Raw genomic sequence first — 20,639 nt, 5'->3', positions numbered from 1 at the left:
GACGGATGTGGCGACGGTATGGTTGTGAGACCCTCGCACGATGAGCACGAAAACGCCACAGAAGGCCGATATCCTTCGGCCGATACAGAACACGTCGACGAAGTATTTCGTGTTGGCCGGAGTCGCCGGCCTTGCGCTCGCACTCTTTCTGATCGGGTGGCTCTACCAACTTTACAAAGGGATGATCGTCACCGGGCTCTCCGACTGGGGGACCGGCGGCGGGGTGACCTGGGGGCTGTACATCGGCGCGTTCATCTGGTGGGTCGGGATCGCCCACGGGGGGATCATCCTCTCCGCTGCGGTCCGCCTGCTGGGGATGGAACGCTACATGCCGGTCGCTCGGCTGGCCGAGTTGCTGACCATCGCCGGTCTCTCCGCGGCCGGTTTCTACATCGTCGTCCACCTGGGACGACCCGATCGGATGGTCACGAGCATTATCACCCACTACCACATCACGATCCACGCCTCGCCGCTGGTGTGGGACGTCACCGTCATCACGGCCTACTTCGTGCTGACGGCGACCTATCTCGCACTCACGCTCCGGTACGACGTCACCAGATTGCGCGGTGATCTGCCGGATCACTTCGGCCCCGTCTACAAACTGTTGACGCTCGGCTACTCCGAGAAGGAAGACGAGATCGTCCAGCGGATGGTCTGGTGGCTCGCGCTGGCCATCATCATCATGGCCCCGCTCTTGCTCCACGGCGGCGTGATTCCGTGGCTGTTCGCCCTGATCCCGAGCATGCCCGGGTGGTTCGGCGCCGTGCAGGGGCCACAGTTTCTCACCATCGCGCTCACCTCGGCGATCAGCGGCGTGATCCTCCTCGCCTACGCCTTCCGCCGGGCCTACGACTGGGACCACATCATCACCGACGACATCTTCCGCGGGCTGCTCCTGTGGCTCGGCTTTTTTTGCCTGCTCTTCCTCTGGCTACAACTCCAGCAGCAGGTCACCGGCGGGTACGCCGCGCCGGTCGACGTGGAATACGCCACACATGCGACGCTTACACATCCGATCTATCTCCTCTCGATGGGGCTCGTCGCCGGGGTCCTCTCCTTTATTTTCGCACAGACCATCCGCCCCTCGCTGTTCACCAAGTCGCGAGCCCTCGCCTGCGGACTCGCGGTCCTCACCGCCACGCTCCTCGAGAAAATCCTCTTCGTCGTCGAGGGGCTGATGTACCCGACGATGAACATCTACGCGGCGACGCCCGGCGACTACTTCCCGAGTTTTATCGAGATCGCGTCGATCATCGGCACCGTCGGGATGGTGGTGTTGATCTTCCTGACCGTCGCCAAGGTCGTCCCCGTCGTCGAACTTCACGCGATCGAGCACCTGCAGGAGAGACACCACCACGAGCGAGCGCACGAACCGACGACCCACGACGACTGAGTGTCTCGGCTCGCTCCTCGTTCATCGGCAGCCGATCCGGTGATTCTCACTCCTGTGGCGTACGAACCATCGGAATGAGCGGCGGCATCGCACCCTCCTGTATCACGCCGAGTATCTCGAATCCGTGCCGAACGTAGAGCGAGATATTCAGCGGATTGCTCGATTCGAGATACGCGAGTTCGCCCGCTCGATCGCACGTCTCGAGTGCGTGCTGCATCAGCGCCGATCCGTATCCCCGGCGCTGCTGGGTGGGGCCGACGCCGATGAGCGGCAAGTGCCAGTACGGCTCGGTAGGGTGGTAGGCCTCGAGTTGCTCCATGATCGAAAAGGCGTGCGCCCGGCGCTCTTCGGGCAGCGCGTCCCGAAACAGGGCGACCAACGCGTCTTCGTCCGGGTGCACACCCGGCGGGAGCCAGAGGGCCGCCGCCGCGAAATCGTGCAGGGTGTGAGCGGTCCCGTGTTCGAACGCCTTCCCGCCGTAGATCCGGACGAACTCCGGGAAGTGCTCCATGTAGTCGTTCGGGGACGGATAGAACCACCGCATCATCGGATCCGAACCGAACGCCAGCACGAGGGTATTGATGACCTGTCGCTCTTCGGCCTCCGTCGCTATCTCGATCTCCGCGGGTTTGTGAATCGTCGGCATCTCTGGACCACTCTCCGAGCGCTCGTCGCTCCGGGAGACCGGTGTCTCACCGCCGAGGCCGAAGAACACTCACAACCGTTACGCGCCGACCAATGTTAACATTTACCATAGAGAGTCGCTCGGACTCGCCTCCGTCGCCAACCGATGGAGACGCGGCCGTAGCGGATCGACCGAATAGCAGTATTCGTCCCGAACATCCCCGGTCAGTGACGACCGGTCGACGACCGACAGTCGTCCCACAGGACGGTCGGGCCGTCGCCGTCTCGATCGGCACGCTCGACGTCTCGAAGGAGTTCGAACGCCCCGTAGCGCTCGTCCTCGAGCAGTCGAGCGGCCAGGTCCGGCGCGACCGAGACGCGTCGACACTCCCCTGCGACGATCAACCCGCCGGGACCGAAGGTGAACTCGACGTCGTAGCAGCGGACGCGTTCGTCGCGCGCTTCGAGTTCGGGCTGGATCGCCTCGAGCACGTCCGCGACGTACTCCAGAACGAGTTCCATTCCCGGCGCGTCGGTGGTCTCGAGGTCGACGCGAACGATCGGGACGAGCATCGGTCGGTCGCCCTCGTCCGCCGACCCGTCACGACTCTCGGCATCCGCATCGACGACAGCGATTCGGCGAACGGTCGGCGAGCGCTCGAGGTGGGAGCCAGTTCCCGGACCCAACGCCTCGGCCAGTCGATCGTCGAGGGCGGACGCGAGTTCGGACCGGGCGTGGCGACGCCTGCGGTGTCGAACGACCATGGCGATGCTGAGACCGGAGAGAAACGCGGCGACGACACCGAGGACGGCGACGAGGCTGCCGGGCATCAGTCGTGCCTTCGTCGGCCAGTTACTAGTGATTTCGCTCGAGGATCACCGATCGCGAACGGCCGTCTCGGACCCGTCCGTGGAGAACTCGCTCCTCGAACACCGGCCGCATCGGACGGTTCGGACGTGTTAGCACACCAAACTCGTCTCAGCGTCCATTCCAAACGGTTTATGGCCGTCGGTTGATTACGCCGGGATATGGCGAAACAGCAGACCGAAGTTCGCGAACTCCAGGAAGGAAGTTACGTCATGATCGACGACGCAGCCTGCAAGATCAACGCCTACTCGACCGCCAAGCCGGGTAAACACGGTAGTGCGAAGGCCCGAGTCGAGGCCGCAGGCGTCTTCGACGGCAAGAAGCGCTCGCTCTCCCAGCCCGTCGACGCGAAGATCTGGGTCCCGATCATCGAACGGAAGAACGGACAGGTCGTCTCCGTCGACGGCGACGACATGCAGGTCATGGACCTCGAGACGTACGAAACGCTCACGATGCGAATCCCCGAGGACGTCGACGTCTCCCCCGACGAGAACATCGAGTACCTCGAGATGGAAGACCAGCGAAAAATCGTCTAATGTTTCCCGGGGCGACCGACGGACGCGAGGACTCCGACACGCGAGGGCGAGAGCCCGACCGTGGAGGCGCGAACTTCGTGGTCGTCGGTGCGCCCCTGGACGTCTCGACGACCTTTCAACCGGGGACCCGATTCGGTCCCCGACGCATTCGAACTTTTGCGGAACCGTTCGACGATTACGATTACCGGACGGACCAGCACTTTTCCGACCTCGACGTCGAGGACCGCGGCGACGTCCGCGCCTGGGACGATGCCGAAGCGTATCTCGAGTACCTCGAGGGAACCCTGCGCGATATCGTCTGGGACGACGCCGTCCCGCTGGTACTGGGCGGCGAACACACCGTCTCGCTCGCGGGCGTACGCGCGGTCGAGCCCGAGGTCGTAGTCTGTCTCGACGCCCACCTCGACCTCTACGAAGCCTACGACGGGAACGAACTGTCCCACGCCGCCGTAATGCGGCGAATTCTCGAGGTCGATAGCGTCGAGGAGGTCGTCCTCCTCGGCGTCCGAACGGGCAGCGAGGCGGAGTGGGACCGTGCGAGCGAAGAGAACGTGACCGTCGTCCCGCCGGCGGACATCGCGGACTGGTCGTTCGACGACCGACTCGAGGATCGGAACGTCTACCTGAGCGTCGACATCGACGCGGCCGACCCCGCGTACGCGCCGGGGACGGGGACGACGGAGCCCTTCGGTCTCGAGTCCCGCGAGATGCGCGATATCGTCCGCGAGGTAGCCCCCCACGCGAGCGGCTTCGACGTCGTGGAGGTCAACGACCGCGACGACGGACAGGCCGCGTCGCTCGCCGGGAAACTGCTGCGAGAGTTCGTCTTTTCACACGCTGACCGGACTGGCGGTGACGGACCGTAGCGTCGCTCACGCTCGGCGGCGTTCGGTCACAATGGCGACGACGGGTACGCCTTCGGCACCGCGTCGCGCACTGTCACCGGCGGATCGACGACTCGACCAGCCTCGAGGCCGTCCGGGGTTGTCGCTTCCCTTGCGTGTGCGCCACACACATTGATACGGGAACTGGGTGTGGAGACCGTCGGTATGGATTCCCCGATTCGTCTACCGGCGAGCCGGCTGCCAGACGAGCCGAACAATTCTCACGACGGGGGCTCCCGATGAGCGACCTGCCCCCGATGACGTCCGTCAAGCGCTGGCTCGTTACGACGAACCACAAGGATGTCGGCCTCCTCTATCTGGCGACAGCCCTGTTTTTCCTCCTGCTGGGCGGCGTTCTCGCGCTGATATTCCGCATCCAGCTGTGGGCACCGGGCGGAACGGGGCTGCTCACTGGCAGCGAGTACAATCAGGCCGTCTCGACTCACGGATTGCTGATGGTCTTCTGGTTCCTCTCCCCGATCGCGACCGGCTTTGCGAACTACTTCGTGCCGCTGCAGATCGGGGCGAAGGACCTCGCATTTCCGCGATTGAACGCGATGAGCTACTGGTTCTATCTCTTTTCTGGACTACTGTTCGTGTTGTCGTTTTTCCAGGGACGGTCGTACGCTGGCGGCTGGACGATGTACGCGCCGCTGAACGTGCCGGTGTACACGCCGGCGATGGAGGCGACGACCGGCGGCAACGCGGCGGTCCTCGCGTTGATTCTGTTCGTTTTCTCGATCACCATCGGGACGGTGAACTTCCTCACGACGATCCATCGATCGCGCGCGGAGGGACTCGGCCTCTGGAACATGCCCCTGTTCACCTGGTCGTGGCTGCTGACGGTCTGGATGATGCTATTCGCGTTCGCCGCGCTGCTCGCCGCCCTCTTACTCCAGGCGAGCGATCGCATCCTCCTCACGCAGTACATGGCGACCGACCAGGGTTCGAGTCTGCTGTGGGCGCACCTGTTCTGGTTCTTCGGGCACCCGGAGGTGTACATCGTCTTCTTCCCTGCGCTGGGGATCATGTTCGAGACGTTCCAGACCTTCTGTGGTCGACGGCTCGTCGGTCGGAAGTGGGTCATCATCGCGATGGTCCTCGTGGCCATTCAGTCCTTTTTGGTCTGGATGCACCACATGTTCCTGACGACGATCAACCTCGAGATCAAGACGCTGTTCATGGCGACGACGATCGGGATCTCGTTGCCCTTTGACCTGATGGTCTTCGCGCTGATCTACACGATGGTCAAAGGACGGGTCCGGTTTACGACCCCGTTTCTCTTCTCGCTGGGAGCGCTCGTCCTGTTCATTCTCGGCGGCATCACGGGAGTCTTCCTCGGTGCCGTCGTGCTGGACTTCGAGTTCCGCGGCACCTACTGGGTCGTCGCGCACTTCCACTACGTGATGGTTTCCGGCGTGACGGCGCTGATCGCCGGCCTCTACTACTGGTGGCCGAAGCTCTCCGGGAAGATGTACTCCGAGACGCTCGGCAAACTCAACTTCGCGGTCTACTTCATCGGCTTCAACCTGCTGTACTTCCCGATGTTCCTCGCCTGGGAGACGCCGCGGCGCGTCTTCGACTACGGCGAGGGGATGCAGATCTACCACCAGCTGGCGACCGTCGGGGCGTTCGTCCTCGCCGCGTCGTTCGTAATCATGTTCTACACGTTCGCAAAGAGCTGGCTCTCGGGGCCCGACGCACCCGACAACCCGTGGGAGTTTTCCCGCACCGCCGAGTGGACGATTCCCTCGCCCCCGCCCCTCGAGAACTGGGACGGTCGGCCGAGCTACGCCAGCGGCCGACTCGAGTTCGTCGACGACACGTCGGCGACGACCGACGGAGGCGTGGTGACCGAGGAGGCGAGGCAGGTCGAACACGCGGATCACGCGAGCATCTGGCCCCTCGGTATCGGACTCGGGGCGTTCGTGTTCTTCCTCGGGTTATCTGGACTGACGCCGTACGTACTCGAGTTCGCTCAGGCGCGCGGGCTCGAAGACGCCAGTACCGCCGCCGAGCCGACCGTGCTGTATCCAATTCTCACCGTACTCGGCGTGGCGATTCTCGCGTACACGCTCTTCGAGTACGGACGCGAGGAGTTCAACGCGCCCGAGATGGCGATCGCCGAGCGCTGGCCGTTCGAGGGCGTCGGCAACACGAAACTCGGCGTCTGGTTCTTCCTGGCGTCGGACGTCGTCGTCTTCGGTGCCGTGATCGGCGCGTACGTCTTTATGCGCCTGCACATGGGCTGGAACAACTGGGTGACCGTGCCGTTTGCCGCCTGGCCCGGCCTGCTCAACACCTACATTCTGCTTACCTCGAGTTTCACGGTCGTCCTCGCGCTCGTCTTCGCCGAGCGCCAGCACAAGACCGGGCTACTCGGCGCGCTGGGCGCGACGCTCCTTCTCGGGCTGACGTTCATGGGCGTCAAGGCCTACGAGTACAGCGTGAAGTTCGCCGACGGCGAGTACTGGTGGTACGGACTCGAGTACACGGTCTACTACGTCACGACGGGGCTACACGCCCTGCACGTGCTGCTCGGCCTGCTCATCGCCGTCTTCATGCTCTACCGAATCGCGAGCGTCGACGCCTATCTCGAGGACCATCGGCCGGTCGAGTTCTTCGGCCTCTACTGGCACTTCGTCGACATCGTCTGGGTCTTCCTGTTCCCGCTGTTCTACCTGATGTAGGGGCCGGAGCCGTTGTGGTTCCCCATCATCCGCTCGTTTCGGTCGCGTGTGCCCGCCCGGCACTCGAGACCGACGGAGTTCCCACACGGAACCAGTCGAATACAAGGACCTCGCCGAGCAACCACGGGACATGGAGCTCGCGACGTTCGTCGACCGACTCGACGAGGAACTGCGCACCGACGACTACGCCGACCTCGACGCCAGCGCGAACGGACTGCAGGTCGGTCCCGACGACGGCGAAGTGGAGCACGTCGCCTTCGCCGTCGACGGCGTGCAAGCGACGTTCGAGCGCGCGGTCGAGGCCGACGCGGACGTACTCGTCGCTCACCACGGCCTCTCGTGGGGCGGCTTCGACCGGGTGACCGGTCGAACGTACGACCGAATCGAACCCCTGATTGCGAACGACCTCGCGCTGTACGTCTCGCACCTCCCGCTGGACGGCCACCAGGAGCTCGGTAACGCCGCCGGCGTCGCCAACGTACTCGACCTCGAGGACCGCGCCCCCTTCGGAGAGCTCGGGCCGGAGTACATCGGCCAGCGCGGTACTGCAGCCGAGTCCTACACCGTCGACGAACTCCGCGAACGGCTGCAGTCGAGCCTCGAGACCGGCGGTCGACCCATCCCGGTGCTCGAGTTCGGCCCCGACGGGATCGAGGAGGTCGCGATCGTCACCGGCAGCGGTACCGACTGGCTGGCCGAGGCCGAAGCGGCCGGCGCGGACGCACTGATTACGGGCGAAGGGAAACAGAAGGCCTACCACGAAGCTCGAGAGGCCGGTATCCACGTCTTCCTCGCCGGCCACTACGCCACCGAGACATTCGGCGTCCGCGCGCTGCAGAACGTGGTCGAGGAGTGGGGACTCGAGACGAGTTACTTCGCGGAGCCGACCGGATTGTAGCCGGTTCGCTGCCGGATATCACCCCCCATAGTCGACCCGGATCGCCACAGAAGCAACCGTGTGTGAACGGTATGGGCCGCATACATGCTGTGCTGGTCTCGCCACCGAGCGATCCCCCACGGGGCGACGGTGAACGGTCTCGAAATGTCGGTTCACGATCTCGGTGGAAAAACGCGACCATCGTTTGTGAAGCGTCGAACCGATCGCTGGCCGTCCGCGAGTCGTCGATCACCGTCCGTCTCCGGCCTCAAACTCGGGTGTCACGGCCCTGATTTCTCAGCCGTTTCGACCGCGTAACCGAGCTCGATTTCCCGCAGGGAATCGTGTGATAAGTCTGAGAATAGTTGCAGGGTTCTACTCGAGATCGATGGGCGGACAGGCGCTGAACCCTCTCCCATGTCCTGTAATTCATCCAATAATATTCCGTTCAATGCAGTTTGGATATATCGTCTATCACTTTTGCAGGATAGTCCTCGAGTAACAATACTTCGGAGAGACAGAGTCTCAGTCAGCCTCGACGGTCACAGAACCTGTCCGTCGGGAGGACAACGATGACAAAGTTCAATTCACTTTCACGACGCGAGAGTTTGCTCGGTATCGGCGCTGCGGGAACAGTACTCGGCGGGAGCGCGCTCGGGATTTCGAGCGTGATGGCCGGCGACGACTCCGACGGCAAGTCGGACGACAAGAACGCGGCCGACACCGACCCGAAGACAGGCGCGTTCAAACTGGATCTCGTCTGTTTCGAGAAGGGCAACGCAAAGTTCAGCGTCTACAACGAGACCAAGGAGGCCGCGAAGGTCAACTGGGCGGTCGACAGCGGTGCCCACGACGTCGACGGCAACGGTGACGCAAACGGCGACGAACAAGCGGCCGACGAGGACTTCGATCCCGACGGCGAAACGATCGAAGACGGCGAAGAGGTCGACGAGGACGATAACGGCCACGACGACAATGGCCACGACGACAATGGCCACGACGACAATGGCCACGACGACAACGGCCACGACGGCGGCTACGATAACGGCGACGGTGCTGAGTACGGTCTCGAAGGGAAGCTGACGGTCCCGGAGAAAGACTCGGAGACGTTCTGGGTCGGCACCGCCACGAAAGACTCGACGGTCACGGTCTACGCGGACGGCAAAAAGGTCGCCAGTGCGGACATCGAGAAACTCGAGTGTGACACGAAGGGCATCGCGGACAAACTCAATCTCGAGGCCGTCTGTTACCGAACGCGCAAGGACGACGCCGGCTACAACGGCGACGACACCGACGAGAACGGCGAGGACCCGAACGGCGAAGAGGAGGCGGTCGACGAGGACTTCGATCCCGACGGCGAGACGATCGAAGACGGCGAGGAAGTCGACGAGGACGACGATAACGGCGACGGCGACAATGGCGACGGCGACAATGGCGACGACGACGGCTACGATAACGGTGAAGACGCAGCCGACGAGGACGACGACGCCGATAAACGGACGATCCGAGAGGCGAAGTTCCGCGTCACGAACGACACCAAACACGAAGTGAAGGCGAACTGGACCGTCGACGGCGACGGACAGGGCGGCAAACTGTACCCCGACGGCAAGGGCTCGGAGAGTTTCTGGGTCACCGTCCTCGAGGGACAGAAGACCTACGTCACGATCACCCACGACGGGAAGGAAGTCGCGACCGAGAAGGCCGATACGGAAACGGAGTGTACCGACTGCGACGGTGACTACTGAATCCGATTGCTAACCGAGCACACAGCGGCGGATCGCCGGCCGTCGAACGGCGGTCCACTCGCGCCGTAACGCACGGGAGACGTCGCTTCGCTTTTCTTCAGTGCAGGCGCGGCGAGATAGTACCAACTGCAACGGGTTACACACTGATCGCCGACTCGCTTGGCGATCAGGTGTGCACTGACTTGCAGTGGCTACTATAGTACCAGCTCCACCGACCAGTTCTGTGCGGTTGGTTCCGATCCGAAACGCACACCGAATCGCGGCGTTCAAACCGCTGGCCGGCCGACTCGAGGACATGAGTGACGACCACGCGGACGACCCCGAGGACGGACACCACGACCCAGAGCGCGAGACGTTTTCACACGATCCGATCGGCCACGCCGAGGCTCGCGCCGGAATGACGGTCGGCGAACTCGCCGAAGAGTACGGGTCCGCCGGCGTCGGTGCGGCCGATCTCCACGAAGCTGTCGGCATCACCGAGTCGATGTTCGACGACGACGTGACTGTCTTCTTCTCCCTTGCGGGCGCGATGGTCCCCACGGGAATGCGCCGGATCGTCGCCGACCTGATCCGCGAGGGTCACATCGACGTCCTCGTGACGACCGGGGCGAACCTCACCCACGACGCCATCGAGGCTATCGGCGGCAAACACCACCACGGCGACGTCCACGCGGAGGGGAAGACGGAGCGCGAGCACGACGAAACGCTGCGCGACGAAGGCGTCGATCGGATCTACAACGTCTACCTGCCACAGGAGTTCTTCGCCGACTTCGAGAGCCACCTTCGCGAGGAAGTGTTTCCGGTGCTCGAGGCGGAGTGTGAAGAATCTGGGCCGGTCTCGATCCAGCGGCTCACCGAAGCGTTGGGGCGAGCCAACGCCGAGGTGAACGAACGGGACGGTGTCGACGAAGCCCCCGGTATCGCCGCCGCGGCCTACGAGAACGACGTGCCGATTTACTGTCCCGCCGTCCAGGACTCCGTGCTCGGCCTCCAGGCCTGGATGTACTCCCAGACCGGCCCGTTCTCGCTCGACGCGCTTTCGGATATGACGCCGCTCACCGATATCGCGTTCGACGCCGACGAGGCCGGCGCGTTCGTCGTCGGCGGCGGCGTCCCCAAGAACTTCACCCTCCAGACGATGCTCGTCACACCGGGGGCGTACGACTACGGCGTGCAGTTGACGATGGACCCCAAACAGACCGGCGGACTCTCCGGCGCGACGCTCGACGAAGCCCGATCGTGGGGAAAACTCGAGAAAGACGCCGAGAACGTCTCGGTCTACGCGGACGCGACGATCACGCTGCCGCTCGTGGTTGCGGCTGCGCTCGAGCGACTCGAGAACCAGTAGTGCGCGGTGACGCTGGACGTGCGGTCGACGACAGACGAGTTGCCGTTCAAATGTACTGTTGTTCCCACTGCTGACGATCGTCGATCGACCGACTCCCCTTCTCGGAAATTTCGTAGTAGTTCGTTCGTCTGTCGTGTTGGCCTTTGTCGACCAGTTCCTTGTTGACGAGCGTGTCGAGATTCGGATACAAGCGGCCGTGGTTGATGTCTGCGCGATAGTAGGATTCTATCTCGGATTTTACATCTTGGCCAGACGGCTGGTCGGCGCCGGCGATCACGTACAGGAGGTCTCGTTGGAATCCAGTCAGGTCGTCCATTGTTTGTTACTCGACTACTCACATAACGAACGTAGTAATCGTAATCCAGCACATACGGGACGATAGATCACGGTACAAGACCTGTTAGGGTCGGTTACAGTCCGTATTCTCTCCCTACGATGTTCGAACGCGGCGGTTCGAGGGCGAAAGTGGCAGCGGGTTGAGACTGTCGCTCACGAAGCGATTCGATCTCGAGCGGTCTCGCCGGCCACCGCATCGTCTCTCGACTGACGAACAGTACGGGCCACTGTACGGAGCCAAACGATCCGGACCGACAACCGCTCGTGGGATACTGATCGCGAGACGAAACCGGACCGTCAGTACGTCTGGTAACTCGCCGAACCCACGTCGATTCGAACGAGCGTATTCTCGGTGTAGGCGTCGGATTCCGCGCCGTACTTTTCGTTGATCCGCCTGCGCGCCTCGGCCGCTTCGTCCTCGTCGTCGACGACCGTCGCCGTACCGAGCAACGTTACCATCCAGCGCGTCTGCCCCGCGTCGTCGGCCTGCACGGAGAGGGCGACGCGGGGGTTGTCGCGAACGTTCGCCAGTTTCCGACCCGTCGTCACGATCTCGATGATGTCGTCGTCCGCGTAGCGGTACCAGACGGGGGCGACGTGTGGCCGATCGTCGACGCTAGTCCCGAGGTGGGCCATCAGCGGCTCGCTCTCGAGCAGTCGTTCGGCCTCTGGAGAAATCGTCACGGAGGGTCCTCCGACGGCGGCAGCAAAAAACGGTGGCCTTGTGGGTGCCGAAATGTCGATTACAGTGTGAACCCGCCGCGTCTCGACTGCCGAATTCGTTCGACGTCCAGCGTCGCGTAGTGCCAGAGCGCGCCGGTCAGGCCGTCCGCGGCGATCCGGCGGCCGGAGCTCTCGACCAGCACCTCGGGACAGTACCCCGTCGGATACCGGCGGGCGAGCCGCCGGCTGAACGCAGTATCCTCGTTCGGAACCTCCGGGAAACCGCCCAGTTCGTCGAACGCCCGCCGGTGGACGACGCAGTTGAAGCCGGGGAGGATGGGGTACTCGAGCCGCGGGAAGACGTGGTTGATCGTCGCCTCCATCAGCCTCGCGCGTCGCGGGCCGGTGATCCGACAGAAGGAGCTGCCGGCAGCAAGCCCGTTCGCCTCGAGGCAGCCGAGCAGGTCGGTGAGGTAGTTCGCCCGGAGTTCGGTGTCGGCATCGACGAACGCGAGCCACTCGCCGCTCGCGGCGGCCGCACCCAGGTTTCTGGCCCGAGCGATGCTCGAATCGAGGGCCTCGAGCACGGTCGCGTCGTACGCTCGAGCGATCGCTCGCGTGTCGTCCGTCGAGCCGCCGTCGACCACGAACACCTCGTAGCCGTAGCTCGTGTCCAACGCCGCGATGCTCGCGAGGGCGGCCCGGAGGTAGTCGGCCTCGTTTCGTGTCGGGATCACGAAGCTCACGTCCGGCCGGGCGGGCTCCGCGGAGTCGTCGATCGCTGCGTCCGCCTCGGAGTCGTCGTCACCACCCATCGAAGCGTCTACTCGAGTGCTCTCACCCGTACCGCCTTAATTTGTGAGCGCGCACCCGAGCGCTCGCGAGTACAGGTGACGTTGGGACGGGACGGCACCGTCTCCGTTCATGACTGCAATCGTGTCGGTGTTCGACTAGTTGTCTCGAGTCGACTGTGCCAGTTGCTACCTCGCCACTTACTTTCGTGCTGGTATCGGTGGGAGGATTATCTATCATGAACTTTTATAATGGAGGAGCCTGTAGGGGTGAGTACAGATGTCGGTCGTACACGTAGTAGCGTAAACTCGCCCCTTCTCTCCGACGAGTCCCCAGCATCGTATTCCGACGACACAGAACCCATCCGACCGACATGAGCACACAACACTTGCAGACCCAGACCGAACGACAGCCCGACCGAACCACAACCCGAGCGACCCCCGCCGAAACGACGACCCCCACGACGGACCCGCGGACGGCCACCGACCGCGCCCCACAAACGTTCTCGAATCAGAATCGGGCACGACTCGAGAACCTGATCGACGAATTCAACGCCGCGTTCGCGAACGGATCGTAACGAATCGGTTACACTGGTATCTGGCATCGCTCGAGCAATCCAAACCGTCTTTTGAGAGCGTCCGCTATGCTCGAGTGGCCGATGACGATTCACTCGCTCCGAGCCGGACTCGGCACCCGGTGGTGACGAGCCCTATGAGTGCTGAGGCCTCATTCTACTACTTGATTCTGTACGGTTGGTCGAGAACGGTCGAAACCTTTGTCCTGTCGGTGAACGGTATAAAATGCATGCAAGGGCTAACTCATAACGAGAGTGGCTGTACTCCAGTAGTGCTGGGATCGATCCCTCTGTGACTCGGCTAACAGGAATCGATTCGTCGATGGCGTTCGCTGAGCCACGTCCCACCGACGATGGAGTCGTTGCAGGTTGGCGCCGATGAGACGGGCAGCAGCGACATCTCGAGGACACTGGATGTTCTGCTGCACAAAATGTTTAACAGCCCACTCGGAGCAGTTCGATGTATGAATGCCGGCCGAAAGGTGACGTGAGATGATCGACGAAATACGCGGGTCCGAACCGATCGTGACCGACCCGCCGCCAATCGATGCCACCGGAGCGTCGACGGTCGCGGGTCGTGCCTTCGGGGTATCCGGACCGGCGACGAAACTGGGCGGTGAGCGGGATCAGAACTTCCGTATCGACGCGGATAGCGGAGACGCGTTCGTCCTCAAAATAGTCAATTCGGCGGACGACCGTGGCGTGATCGACCTCCGAACGCAGGCAATTCGGCACGTACACCGGGCCGATCTCGATCTGCCGGTAATGGAGATCATTCCGACGACTGATGGAGAGCCATGGACCACGATCACCGAGGACGGAGACACCTATTTTGCACAACTGTACTCGTTCGTTCCAGGGCGGAGCCCCTCGCCCGGGGAGCTTTCACGCGATGCGCTGTTCGCGTACGGCGAGTCCGTCGCAACGATGGGGACGGCGCTACGGGGCTTTTTCCACCCGGACGCGAGGTACGACGTACTCTGGGATCTTCGGTACGCGTCCGATTTCCACACGATGCTCGAGCAGATCGACGACGAGCAGCGACGCGCCACCGCCGAACGCGTTCTCGACCGTTTCGAAGCGAACGTCGACCCGGTCTTCGATTCGCTCCGGGCGCAGGTCGTGCACAACGACCTCGGGCTGAACAACGTGCTGTTCGACGACGACAACCGGGTGAGCGGCATCACGGATTTCGGTGATCTCACCTACACGGCACTCGTCTGTGACCTGGCCGTCGTGCTTGCGAACGTACTGCCTCGCCGGGACGACCCGCTGTCGGCGGCTCAGTCCATAGTCAGGGGATACGTGACGGTTACGCCGCTCGAGGAGGACGAACGTCGGCTGCTGCCCGATCTCGTATTGGGACGACTCGCCGTCAGGGCGATTATGCATGTGCGGGAAGGCGCGAATTACGAACACAACACTACCGACGTCGCCCAAGTGTGGGATTCGTTGATCGCGCTCGACGAAACCGGCCCGGATGTGATTCGCCAACTGCTGCGAGCCGCCGCTATGGAAGGAGACCTTCCGTACCAGCGGGCCGATACGTCCGACCTGCGCTCGCGTCGCCGCGAGGTTCTCGGGCCGGCACCGCTTTTTTACCGTGATCCCGTACACTTCGCCGCTGGCGACGGTGTCTGGCTGTTCGATCAGGACGGTCGCCGCTACCTCGACGCGTACAACAACGTACAGGTCCTCGGGCACGGACACCCCGGCGTCGCGGCGGCCGTTGCCGGACAAACTCGGACGTTGACGACGAACACGCGGTACTTGCACGAATCAGTGACCACGCTTTCCGAACGACTGTTGGAGACGATGCCCGACGAGCTCGACCGGGTGTTGTTAGTCAACTCGGGAAGCGAGGCGAACGATATCGCCTGGCGACTGGCGACCGCTGCGACGGGACGCGACGGGGCGATCGTCGCTGATCACGCGTACCACGGCATTACGGAATCGACAGCGTCGCTCTCGCCGAAGTACTGGCCGGACGGCAACCGGCCGGCCCACGTCGAAACTGTCGCACCGCCAGTCCAGCGGTCGAGTCACCACTGGAGCGAAACGGCCGAACGTTCAGAACCGATGATCGATGCGCTGGATTCGCTCGAAAGCCGAAACGTGGGGGCCGCTGCGTTCATGTTCGATCCGCTGTTTACGAGCACCGGGATTTTTCCTCCAGACGGCGAGCACCTGGCCGAGATGGCCGATCACGTGCGCGAGACGGACGGCTTGATCGTTGCCGACGAGGTGCAGGCAGGATTCGGTCGAACCGCTTCGAACACGTGGGGATTTCAGGAGGCAGACATCGTTCCGGACATCGTCACGATGGGGAAACCGATGGGGAACGGATACCCCGTTGCTGCCGTCGTGACGCGATCTGAGATCCTGTCGACGCTCCGTAACGGCTCCGGAATATTCAGCACGTTCGGCGGAAATCCGGTGTCGTCCGTCGCGGCCCTCACAGTCCTCGACGTTCTCGAAGATAAACAGTTACTGGGACACGCCGGCGAAGTCGGCGAGTACCTCCATTCCGGCCTAGCGAAGTTGGCTACGAAACACGAACGTATCGGCGAGATTCGACGGAGCGGACTCATGGTCGGTGTGGAACTCGTCTCCGACCGAGAGGCGTGGACGCCAGCGACTGACGAAGCGGTGGAAATCGTCAATCGGCTTCGGCAACGTCGAATCCTCGTCGGTACGTCCGGGAAGCACGATAACGTGTTGAAGATCCGCCCTCCGCTCGTGTTCGAGAAAGAACACGCAGACCGCCTTCTAGATGCTCTCGACGTCGTACTTGCCAGTCTGGGCAACGATGTGTAGTGGCGAGAAGAAGTCCGAATCCGAATAGCTCGATACTGCCGCGGGGAAGTCACCATAATTCCAAAACCCAATTCGATTCAGCGGTAGATGGCAGTCGTACCTGTTCGAGTGCCGAGGGCCTCAATTTACGGATACCGAGGCTCGAGACTCCCCGTCGAACAGCCGTCAGTACTCCCAGCGCAACCGCTCGAGTATTTCCTTCCAGCGGTCGTCTATCACACGTGGTTCCAGATGGACGACGACACCGACGCGGAGGCCGGCGCCGACGTGGGCGATACGATCGGGCGGGACGTCTCCGAACTGAGCACCGCTCTCGGCGATGCCTACCGCGGCGAGCTGGATCGCGAGACCACCTGGCGCTCACGGCTCGATCAGACGACGACCTGGAGCGTGACGGTGATGGCCGCGATCCTCACCTGGGCGTTCTCGAGTCCCGACAACCCCCACTATATCATCCTCGTCGGCGTCCTGGTCGCGACGCTGTTCTTGCTCATCGAGGCCCGACGGTATCGAGATTACGACGTCTACCGCTCGCGAATCAGGCTCTTTCAGCAGAACTTACTCGCGACGACCCTCGATCCGACGCAGGAACTCGAGCACGGTGACTGGCGCGAGAAACTCGCCGCAGACTATCGCAACCCGACGGTGAAGATTACGCTACTCGAGGCGGTCGAACACCGGCTCCGGCGCATCTATCTCGCGCTGATCAGCGTTCTGTTGCTCGCCTGGCTCTTTCGAATCACCGCGTTCATGCCCGGGACGACGTTTCTCGAGGCAGCGTCGATCGGGACGCTTCCGGGCACGGTCGTCCTCGGTATCGTCGGCGGCTTCTATCTGGTACTACTCGGTATCGTCCTCCGACGGGACGAACGCGAGGCGAAGGGCGAATTCGAGGACGAAGCGATCGGCGAGTGGAAGGACTCGAACGATTGAGGACCGAGAGCGTGGTGCTCGGCGTCGATCGGTATCTTCCGTTGGTCGATCTACTGCCGCGAACTGACTCGGATTCGGCGGTCGCCAAGACCGATGGGACGCAGCCACCGGCCTCGGCGCCCGTTCACTCCGGAAACAGCTCTGTCTCGCGCTCGAGACCGTCGATCCGCCCGATATCCTCGGCGTCGAGATCCAACCCGTTCGCCTCGAGATTCGCCGCCAGATGAGCCCGACTGCTCGCCTTCGGAATCGTTACGAGGCCCGCTTTCGACGCGAGCCAGGCGATCGCGACCGCCTCGGGTGTCGTCTCGTGTTTGGCCGCGATCTCGACGACGGCGTCAACCTCGCGAACGCGGCCGCCGGAGAGCGGCGCGTATCCGACCAGCGGGTAGCCGTGCTCGCGGGCGTGCTCGAGCAAACCCTCGGGCTGGAACAGCGGGTGGTACTCGACCTGGTGGGCCGCGATCGGTGAATCGAGGATCCCTCGCGCTCGCTCGAGTTCGTCCACCGTGAAGTTGCTTACCCCGACGTGGCGCGCGAGTCCGTCGGCGACGAGGTCGTCGAAGGCGGGAAGCGTCGTCTCGGGGTCGTAGGTGTCTATCGGCCGGTGGACGTAGAGGAGGTCGACGGTCTCGAGGCCCAGTCGCTCGAGGCTCTCGCCCGTCGTCCGGCGGACGTCCTCGGGCGCGAGGCTGTCGGCCCAGACTTTCGTCGCGACGGTGACGTCATCCCGGTCGACGGCGTTCGACTCGAGCGCGCGGGCAAGTCCCTCGCCGACGACACCCTCGTTCTCGTAGATCTGTGCGGTATCGAGGTGGCGATAGCCAAGTTCGAGCGCCGTCTCGATGACTGCAGGATCGTCGACCCCCATGGTGCCGAGACCGACCGTCGGGAGCTGGAGTCGCGTCGCGTTCATTACACTCACTCGTGTGCGAACGCACAAGAACCGGTCCATCTGTGGGTGGCGCAGTCGTCGGGACTGTCGCTCCTACAGGAGCGTCCAGACTCCGCATTTCGAGTGCGGTCGGCTCGGTTGCGACGATAGCGGTTGCTCGCTCCCGGTCGGCGACTCGTGGGAGGCGGACCCGATACCGTCCACGTCGTCAGTGGGAGAGGGAGTGGACGGTGGACTCGAGTGGAGCAAACCGTCAACTCGAAGTCGATACTTTCCGTCAAACTGGTAACCACGGATATAATGACAGTACTATCAAAAATGTATAATCTTCCGGAAAGTACTTATCAGCGTCATACCTTCCGGTAGCAAGGTAGTACCGGAATTGTTGTCGAGAGGTCAGCAACGGATCTGAGACTACAACTTACAACGATGATATACGTGCAAAACGGCCAGCAACAGCATTATCACGACCGTTCACGGCAAGAGGGCCGGACGAGTCTCGGACCGACCTATCGACGCGCGCAGTCAGCTGATTGCGATCGGCGGGAACGGTTCCCCCTAAACGGGAGAGCGATCGACGGACCCTGTTGTGATCGGCTTCGGCTAACGGAGTCGGGCGGAGAACGCGACCGTTCTCCGACCGGAGACTCGAGGCGCCGATGACCGACGACGGATCGATCTCTCGTCGACGAATTCTCGGAGCGATGGGGTCGGGTGGGGCGGTGGCAGTGGCCGGCTGTATCGGCGGTGGCAACGGCGGCAACGGGAACTCCTGTGACGACGATCTCACCATCGACCTGAGCACCGGGACGACGAACGGAACGCCGGATTCGTTCGGGACGCCCGATCCCGACTGGCGCGTCGTCAGCTCACCCGACGGGACGACGGGGCCAGCAGTGAGTATCGAGCCGGTTTCGCAGTGGGTCACCCTGACGACCGCGAACTGGATCGATGCCCACGGCACCGGCGGCTGGCCCGCCCCGTCGGACCCGATCGGGGACTACGTCTACGAGATCGACTTCGAAATCTCGGACGACTGGAACGACGATCAGTGCGAACTCCGCATCCATCAGTGGTCCGTCGACGACGACGCGACGATCGAACTCGAGGGACCGTCCGGAACGACGACGCTCGTCCAAGACTCGGGTCACACGACGCTGAAAGGGCCGGAAACCCAGTCGGTTGGCCCCGGCCAGTACACGCTCCGAGCGATCGTTACGAACACCATGACGATCACGGGACTGTTGATCGATGCCGAAGTGTTCTGTGACTGCGATGATGAGACGGACGAGGACGTGTGTGATCTCTCGATAACCAAAGCCCACGTCGGCGACGGGACTCCGGTCGCACCCGGCGACACGACCGAGTTCGAGATCACCGTCTGCAACGACGGGGAGGGCACGTGCCGACCGGGACCCGTCACGGTCGTCGACGAACTGCCGCCCGGAACGTCCTACGCTTCCGATAGCGGCACCGGCTGGGACTGCACCGAAAGCGGCGGCGTCGTCACCTGCGAGCACCCCGCCTCGAACGGCCTGGGTCCGGGCGACTGTCTCCCGACGCTTACGCTCGCGGTCGAGATCGACGACAGCGACGACGTCAGCGAGACGATCGTCAACTGTGCCACCGTCGAGCAGGGAGACGCGAGTGCGAGCAACAAGAGCGACTGTGCGAAAGTGCCGATCGAAACCGATGGGGACGGACACGGTAAGTGCGATCTGTCTGTCAGCAAAACCCACGACGGAACGCACGTCTCGCCAGGGGACACGACGACGTTCGAGATCACCGTCTGCAACGACGGTGATCATCTCTGTCGCGGACCGGTTTCGGTTATCGACTCGCTGCCGAGCGGCGTGACGTTCGTCTCCGGAAGCGGGGGCGGATGGGCCTTCACCGAAAGCGGCGGTGTCGTCACCTGCGACCACCAGAACAGCGGCGGGCTCGCACCCGGTGACTGTCTGCCGACGATCGAACTCGAGGTGGAGATCGGCTCGATGGACGAAACCGGCGACGTGATCACCAACTGTGCGAGCACCGAGTACGACGACGTCGACCCCGACAACAACCGCGATTGTATCGACGTTCCCGTCCGCCCTGCGGACACCGACTGTGACGGGCTCAACATCGACAAACGGACCGCCAGCCAGTTCACCTACGGCGATCAGGCGACGTACGAGATCGACGTCTGTAACCACAAGGAGAAACAGTGTGACGGTCGCGTGAGCGTGACCGACGAGCTGCCGGACGGCATCTCGTTCGTCTCCGCGTCCGGAAGCGGCTGGACCGCCTCGGTGTCAGGTGGCACCGTTACCGCCGTTCACTCGAACGGTGCCGGACTCGGACCGGGGGCCTGTCTCCCCACGCTCGAGTTGACTGTCGACGTCGCACCGGTAGACCAGTTCCCCGGCGGCTCCGACGGCGTCCAAAACTGTGCACGCCTGTTCGTCGGTGGAACCTTCGTCGACGAAGGCTGTGTCTCTCACGTGATCACCAACGAATAGACACTAATCTACGTTTCGCACACTCGAGAACCCCGCGCTTCCGCCGGGATCGTATCGGTCGACTCGATCGAATTCCGATATTTTTGCAGTCCCGGAGACGAGACTGCAGCAGCACGTCCACGCCCCCCGTCCTATACCGACATGTCGACGGAGTGGGAGTCGA

At 62.9% G+C, this 20,639-nt stretch carries 17 protein-coding genes; 11 read left to right on the top strand and 6 right to left on the bottom strand.

Features of this window, described 5'->3' with window-relative positions; all coding sequences use genetic code 11:
- The first annotated feature begins 40 nt into the window (after positions 1-40).
- The gene (gene nrfD, locus ACSFC5_RS02785) at positions 41-1,393 is read left to right on the top strand and encodes an NrfD/PsrC family molybdoenzyme membrane anchor subunit (RefSeq protein ID WP_440763742.1); all 1,353 of its coding nucleotides are present in this window, start codon (positions 41-43) and stop codon (positions 1,391-1,393) included.
- Positions 1,394-1,439: 46 nt separating this feature from the next.
- Here nrfD and ACSFC5_RS02780 read toward each other — a convergent pair whose 3' ends face one another.
- Positions 1,440-2,108: a GNAT family N-acetyltransferase gene (locus ACSFC5_RS02780; RefSeq protein WP_440763741.1), complete on the bottom strand. Its 669-nt coding sequence runs from the start codon at positions 2,106-2,108 to the stop codon at positions 1,440-1,442.
- 134 nt (positions 2,109-2,242) lie between these two features.
- Positions 2,243-2,848: a hypothetical protein gene (locus ACSFC5_RS02775; protein WP_440763740.1), complete on the bottom strand. Its 606-nt coding sequence runs from the start codon at positions 2,846-2,848 to the stop codon at positions 2,243-2,245.
- 198 nt (positions 2,849-3,046) lie between these two features.
- On the opposite strand from ACSFC5_RS02775, the gene ACSFC5_RS02770 reads away from it, so the two are divergent.
- The 6 genes from ACSFC5_RS02770 to ACSFC5_RS02745 all read left to right on the top strand — a co-directional run bounded on the left by ACSFC5_RS02770 (position 3,047) and on the right by ACSFC5_RS02745 (position 10,965).
- Positions 3,047-3,421 carry a translation initiation factor IF-5A gene (locus ACSFC5_RS02770; protein WP_090302967.1) on the top strand — a complete coding sequence of 125 codons (375 nt, stop codon included), beginning with the start codon at positions 3,047-3,049 and terminating at the stop codon, positions 3,419-3,421.
- Complete coding sequence (speB, locus tag ACSFC5_RS02765; RefSeq protein ID WP_440763739.1) at positions 3,421-4,287, top strand: agmatinase; 867 nt, start codon at positions 3,421-3,423, stop codon at positions 4,285-4,287. Before ACSFC5_RS02770 ends, speB begins: the two co-directional genes overlap by 1 nt.
- 257 nt (positions 4,288-4,544) lie before the next feature.
- Entirely contained in the window at positions 4,545-6,995 is a 2,451-nt protein-coding gene (locus ACSFC5_RS02760; RefSeq protein WP_440763738.1) for a cbb3-type cytochrome c oxidase subunit I, read from the top strand.
- Positions 6,996-7,125: 130 nt separating this feature from the next.
- Positions 7,126-7,893 (top strand): Nif3-like dinuclear metal center hexameric protein, encoded by a 768-nt coding sequence (locus ACSFC5_RS02755; RefSeq protein ID WP_440763737.1) that lies wholly within the window; start codon positions 7,126-7,128, stop codon positions 7,891-7,893.
- A gap of 551 nt (positions 7,894-8,444) precedes the next feature.
- The gene (locus tag ACSFC5_RS02750; protein WP_440763736.1) at positions 8,445-9,617 is read left to right on the top strand and encodes a hypothetical protein; all 1,173 of its coding nucleotides are present in this window, start codon (positions 8,445-8,447) and stop codon (positions 9,615-9,617) included.
- A 295-nt stretch (positions 9,618-9,912) separates the two neighbouring features.
- Positions 9,913-10,965, top strand: coding sequence for a deoxyhypusine synthase (locus ACSFC5_RS02745; protein ID WP_440763735.1), 1,053 nt, complete (start codon positions 9,913-9,915; stop codon positions 10,963-10,965).
- Between the two features lie 46 nt (positions 10,966-11,011).
- Here the strand turns inward: ACSFC5_RS02745 and ACSFC5_RS02740 are convergent, their stop codons facing one another.
- From ACSFC5_RS02740 to ACSFC5_RS02730, 3 genes are all read right to left on the bottom strand, one after another.
- On the bottom strand, positions 11,012-11,281 hold the full coding sequence (locus ACSFC5_RS02740) for a PadR family transcriptional regulator (protein ID WP_440763734.1): 270 nt from the start codon (positions 11,279-11,281) through the stop codon (positions 11,012-11,014).
- A 317-nt stretch (positions 11,282-11,598) separates the two neighbouring features.
- On the bottom strand, positions 11,599-11,985 hold the full coding sequence (locus ACSFC5_RS02735; protein ID WP_440763733.1) for a pyridoxamine 5'-phosphate oxidase family protein: 387 nt from the start codon (positions 11,983-11,985) through the stop codon (positions 11,599-11,601).
- A gap of 59 nt (positions 11,986-12,044) precedes the next feature.
- A complete protein-coding gene (locus ACSFC5_RS02730) occupies positions 12,045-12,779 on the bottom strand; it encodes a glycosyltransferase (RefSeq protein WP_440763732.1) in 735 nt (244 codons plus the stop codon).
- Positions 12,780-13,129: 350 nt separating this feature from the next.
- On the opposite strand from ACSFC5_RS02730, the gene ACSFC5_RS02725 reads away from it, so the two are divergent.
- The 3 genes from ACSFC5_RS02725 to ACSFC5_RS02715 all read left to right on the top strand — a co-directional run bounded on the left by ACSFC5_RS02725 (position 13,130) and on the right by ACSFC5_RS02715 (position 17,080).
- Positions 13,130-13,333, top strand: a complete 204-nt coding sequence (locus ACSFC5_RS02725; RefSeq protein ID WP_440763731.1) for a hypothetical protein — start codon at positions 13,130-13,132, stop codon at positions 13,331-13,333.
- A gap of 489 nt (positions 13,334-13,822) precedes the next feature.
- The gene (locus tag ACSFC5_RS02720; RefSeq protein WP_440763730.1) at positions 13,823-16,147 is read left to right on the top strand and encodes an aminotransferase class III-fold pyridoxal phosphate-dependent enzyme; all 2,325 of its coding nucleotides are present in this window, start codon (positions 13,823-13,825) and stop codon (positions 16,145-16,147) included.
- 231 nt (positions 16,148-16,378) lie between these two features.
- The gene (locus ACSFC5_RS02715; protein WP_440763729.1) at positions 16,379-17,080 is read left to right on the top strand and encodes a DUF2270 domain-containing protein; all 702 of its coding nucleotides are present in this window, start codon (positions 16,379-16,381) and stop codon (positions 17,078-17,080) included.
- A gap of 124 nt (positions 17,081-17,204) precedes the next feature.
- On the opposite strand, the gene ACSFC5_RS02710 is transcribed toward ACSFC5_RS02715, so the two are convergent.
- Positions 17,205-17,996: an aldo/keto reductase gene (locus ACSFC5_RS02710; protein ID WP_440763728.1), complete on the bottom strand. Its 792-nt coding sequence runs from the start codon at positions 17,994-17,996 to the stop codon at positions 17,205-17,207.
- Positions 17,997-18,634: 638 nt separating this feature from the next.
- Between ACSFC5_RS02710 and ACSFC5_RS02705 the strand changes: the two genes are divergently transcribed.
- Positions 18,635-20,476, top strand: coding sequence for a hypothetical protein (locus ACSFC5_RS02705; protein ID WP_440763727.1), 1,842 nt, complete (start codon positions 18,635-18,637; stop codon positions 20,474-20,476).
- Positions 20,477-20,639 lie beyond the last annotated feature (163 nt).

The organism is Natronorubrum marinum (assembly GCF_052040125.1).
Taxonomy (GTDB): Archaea; Halobacteriota; Halobacteria; order Halobacteriales; family Natrialbaceae; genus Natronorubrum.
Note: the sequence above shows the minus strand (reverse complement) of the source record. Positions and strands in the feature narration are given on the sequence as shown.

What these genes read in the sequence shown, in the direction of transcription:
- nrfD (WP_440763742.1), top strand. Translation starts at nt 41, where the DNA reads ATGAGCACGAAAACGCCACAGAAGGCCGATATCCTTCGGCCGATACAG.
- ACSFC5_RS02775 (WP_440763740.1), bottom strand. Translation starts at nt 2,848, where the DNA reads ATGCCCGGCAGCCTCGTCGCCGTCCTCGGTGTCGTCGCCGCGTTTCTC.
- ACSFC5_RS02770 (WP_090302967.1), top strand. Translation starts at nt 3,047, where the DNA reads ATGGCGAAACAGCAGACCGAAGTTCGCGAACTCCAGGAAGGAAGTTAC.
- speB (WP_440763739.1), top strand. Translation starts at nt 3,421, where the DNA reads ATGTTTCCCGGGGCGACCGACGGACGCGAGGACTCCGACACGCGAGGG.
- ACSFC5_RS02760 (WP_440763738.1), top strand. Translation starts at nt 4,545, where the DNA reads ATGAGCGACCTGCCCCCGATGACGTCCGTCAAGCGCTGGCTCGTTACG.
- ACSFC5_RS02755 (WP_440763737.1), top strand. Translation starts at nt 7,126, where the DNA reads ATGGAGCTCGCGACGTTCGTCGACCGACTCGACGAGGAACTGCGCACC.
- ACSFC5_RS02750 (WP_440763736.1), top strand. Translation starts at nt 8,445, where the DNA reads ATGACAAAGTTCAATTCACTTTCACGACGCGAGAGTTTGCTCGGTATC.
- ACSFC5_RS02745 (WP_440763735.1), top strand. Translation starts at nt 9,913, where the DNA reads ATGAGTGACGACCACGCGGACGACCCCGAGGACGGACACCACGACCCA.
- ACSFC5_RS02740 (WP_440763734.1), bottom strand. Translation starts at nt 11,281, where the DNA reads ATGGACGACCTGACTGGATTCCAACGAGACCTCCTGTACGTGATCGCC.
- ACSFC5_RS02730 (WP_440763732.1), bottom strand. Translation starts at nt 12,779, where the DNA reads ATGGGTGGTGACGACGACTCCGAGGCGGACGCAGCGATCGACGACTCC.
- ACSFC5_RS02725 (WP_440763731.1), top strand. Translation starts at nt 13,130, where the DNA reads ATGAGCACACAACACTTGCAGACCCAGACCGAACGACAGCCCGACCGA.
- ACSFC5_RS02720 (WP_440763730.1), top strand. Translation starts at nt 13,823, where the DNA reads ATGATCGACGAAATACGCGGGTCCGAACCGATCGTGACCGACCCGCCG.
- ACSFC5_RS02715 (WP_440763729.1), top strand. Translation starts at nt 16,379, where the DNA reads ATGGACGACGACACCGACGCGGAGGCCGGCGCCGACGTGGGCGATACG.
- ACSFC5_RS02710 (WP_440763728.1), bottom strand. Translation starts at nt 17,996, where the DNA reads ATGAACGCGACGCGACTCCAGCTCCCGACGGTCGGTCTCGGCACCATG.
- ACSFC5_RS02705 (WP_440763727.1), top strand. Translation starts at nt 18,635, where the DNA reads ATGACCGACGACGGATCGATCTCTCGTCGACGAATTCTCGGAGCGATG.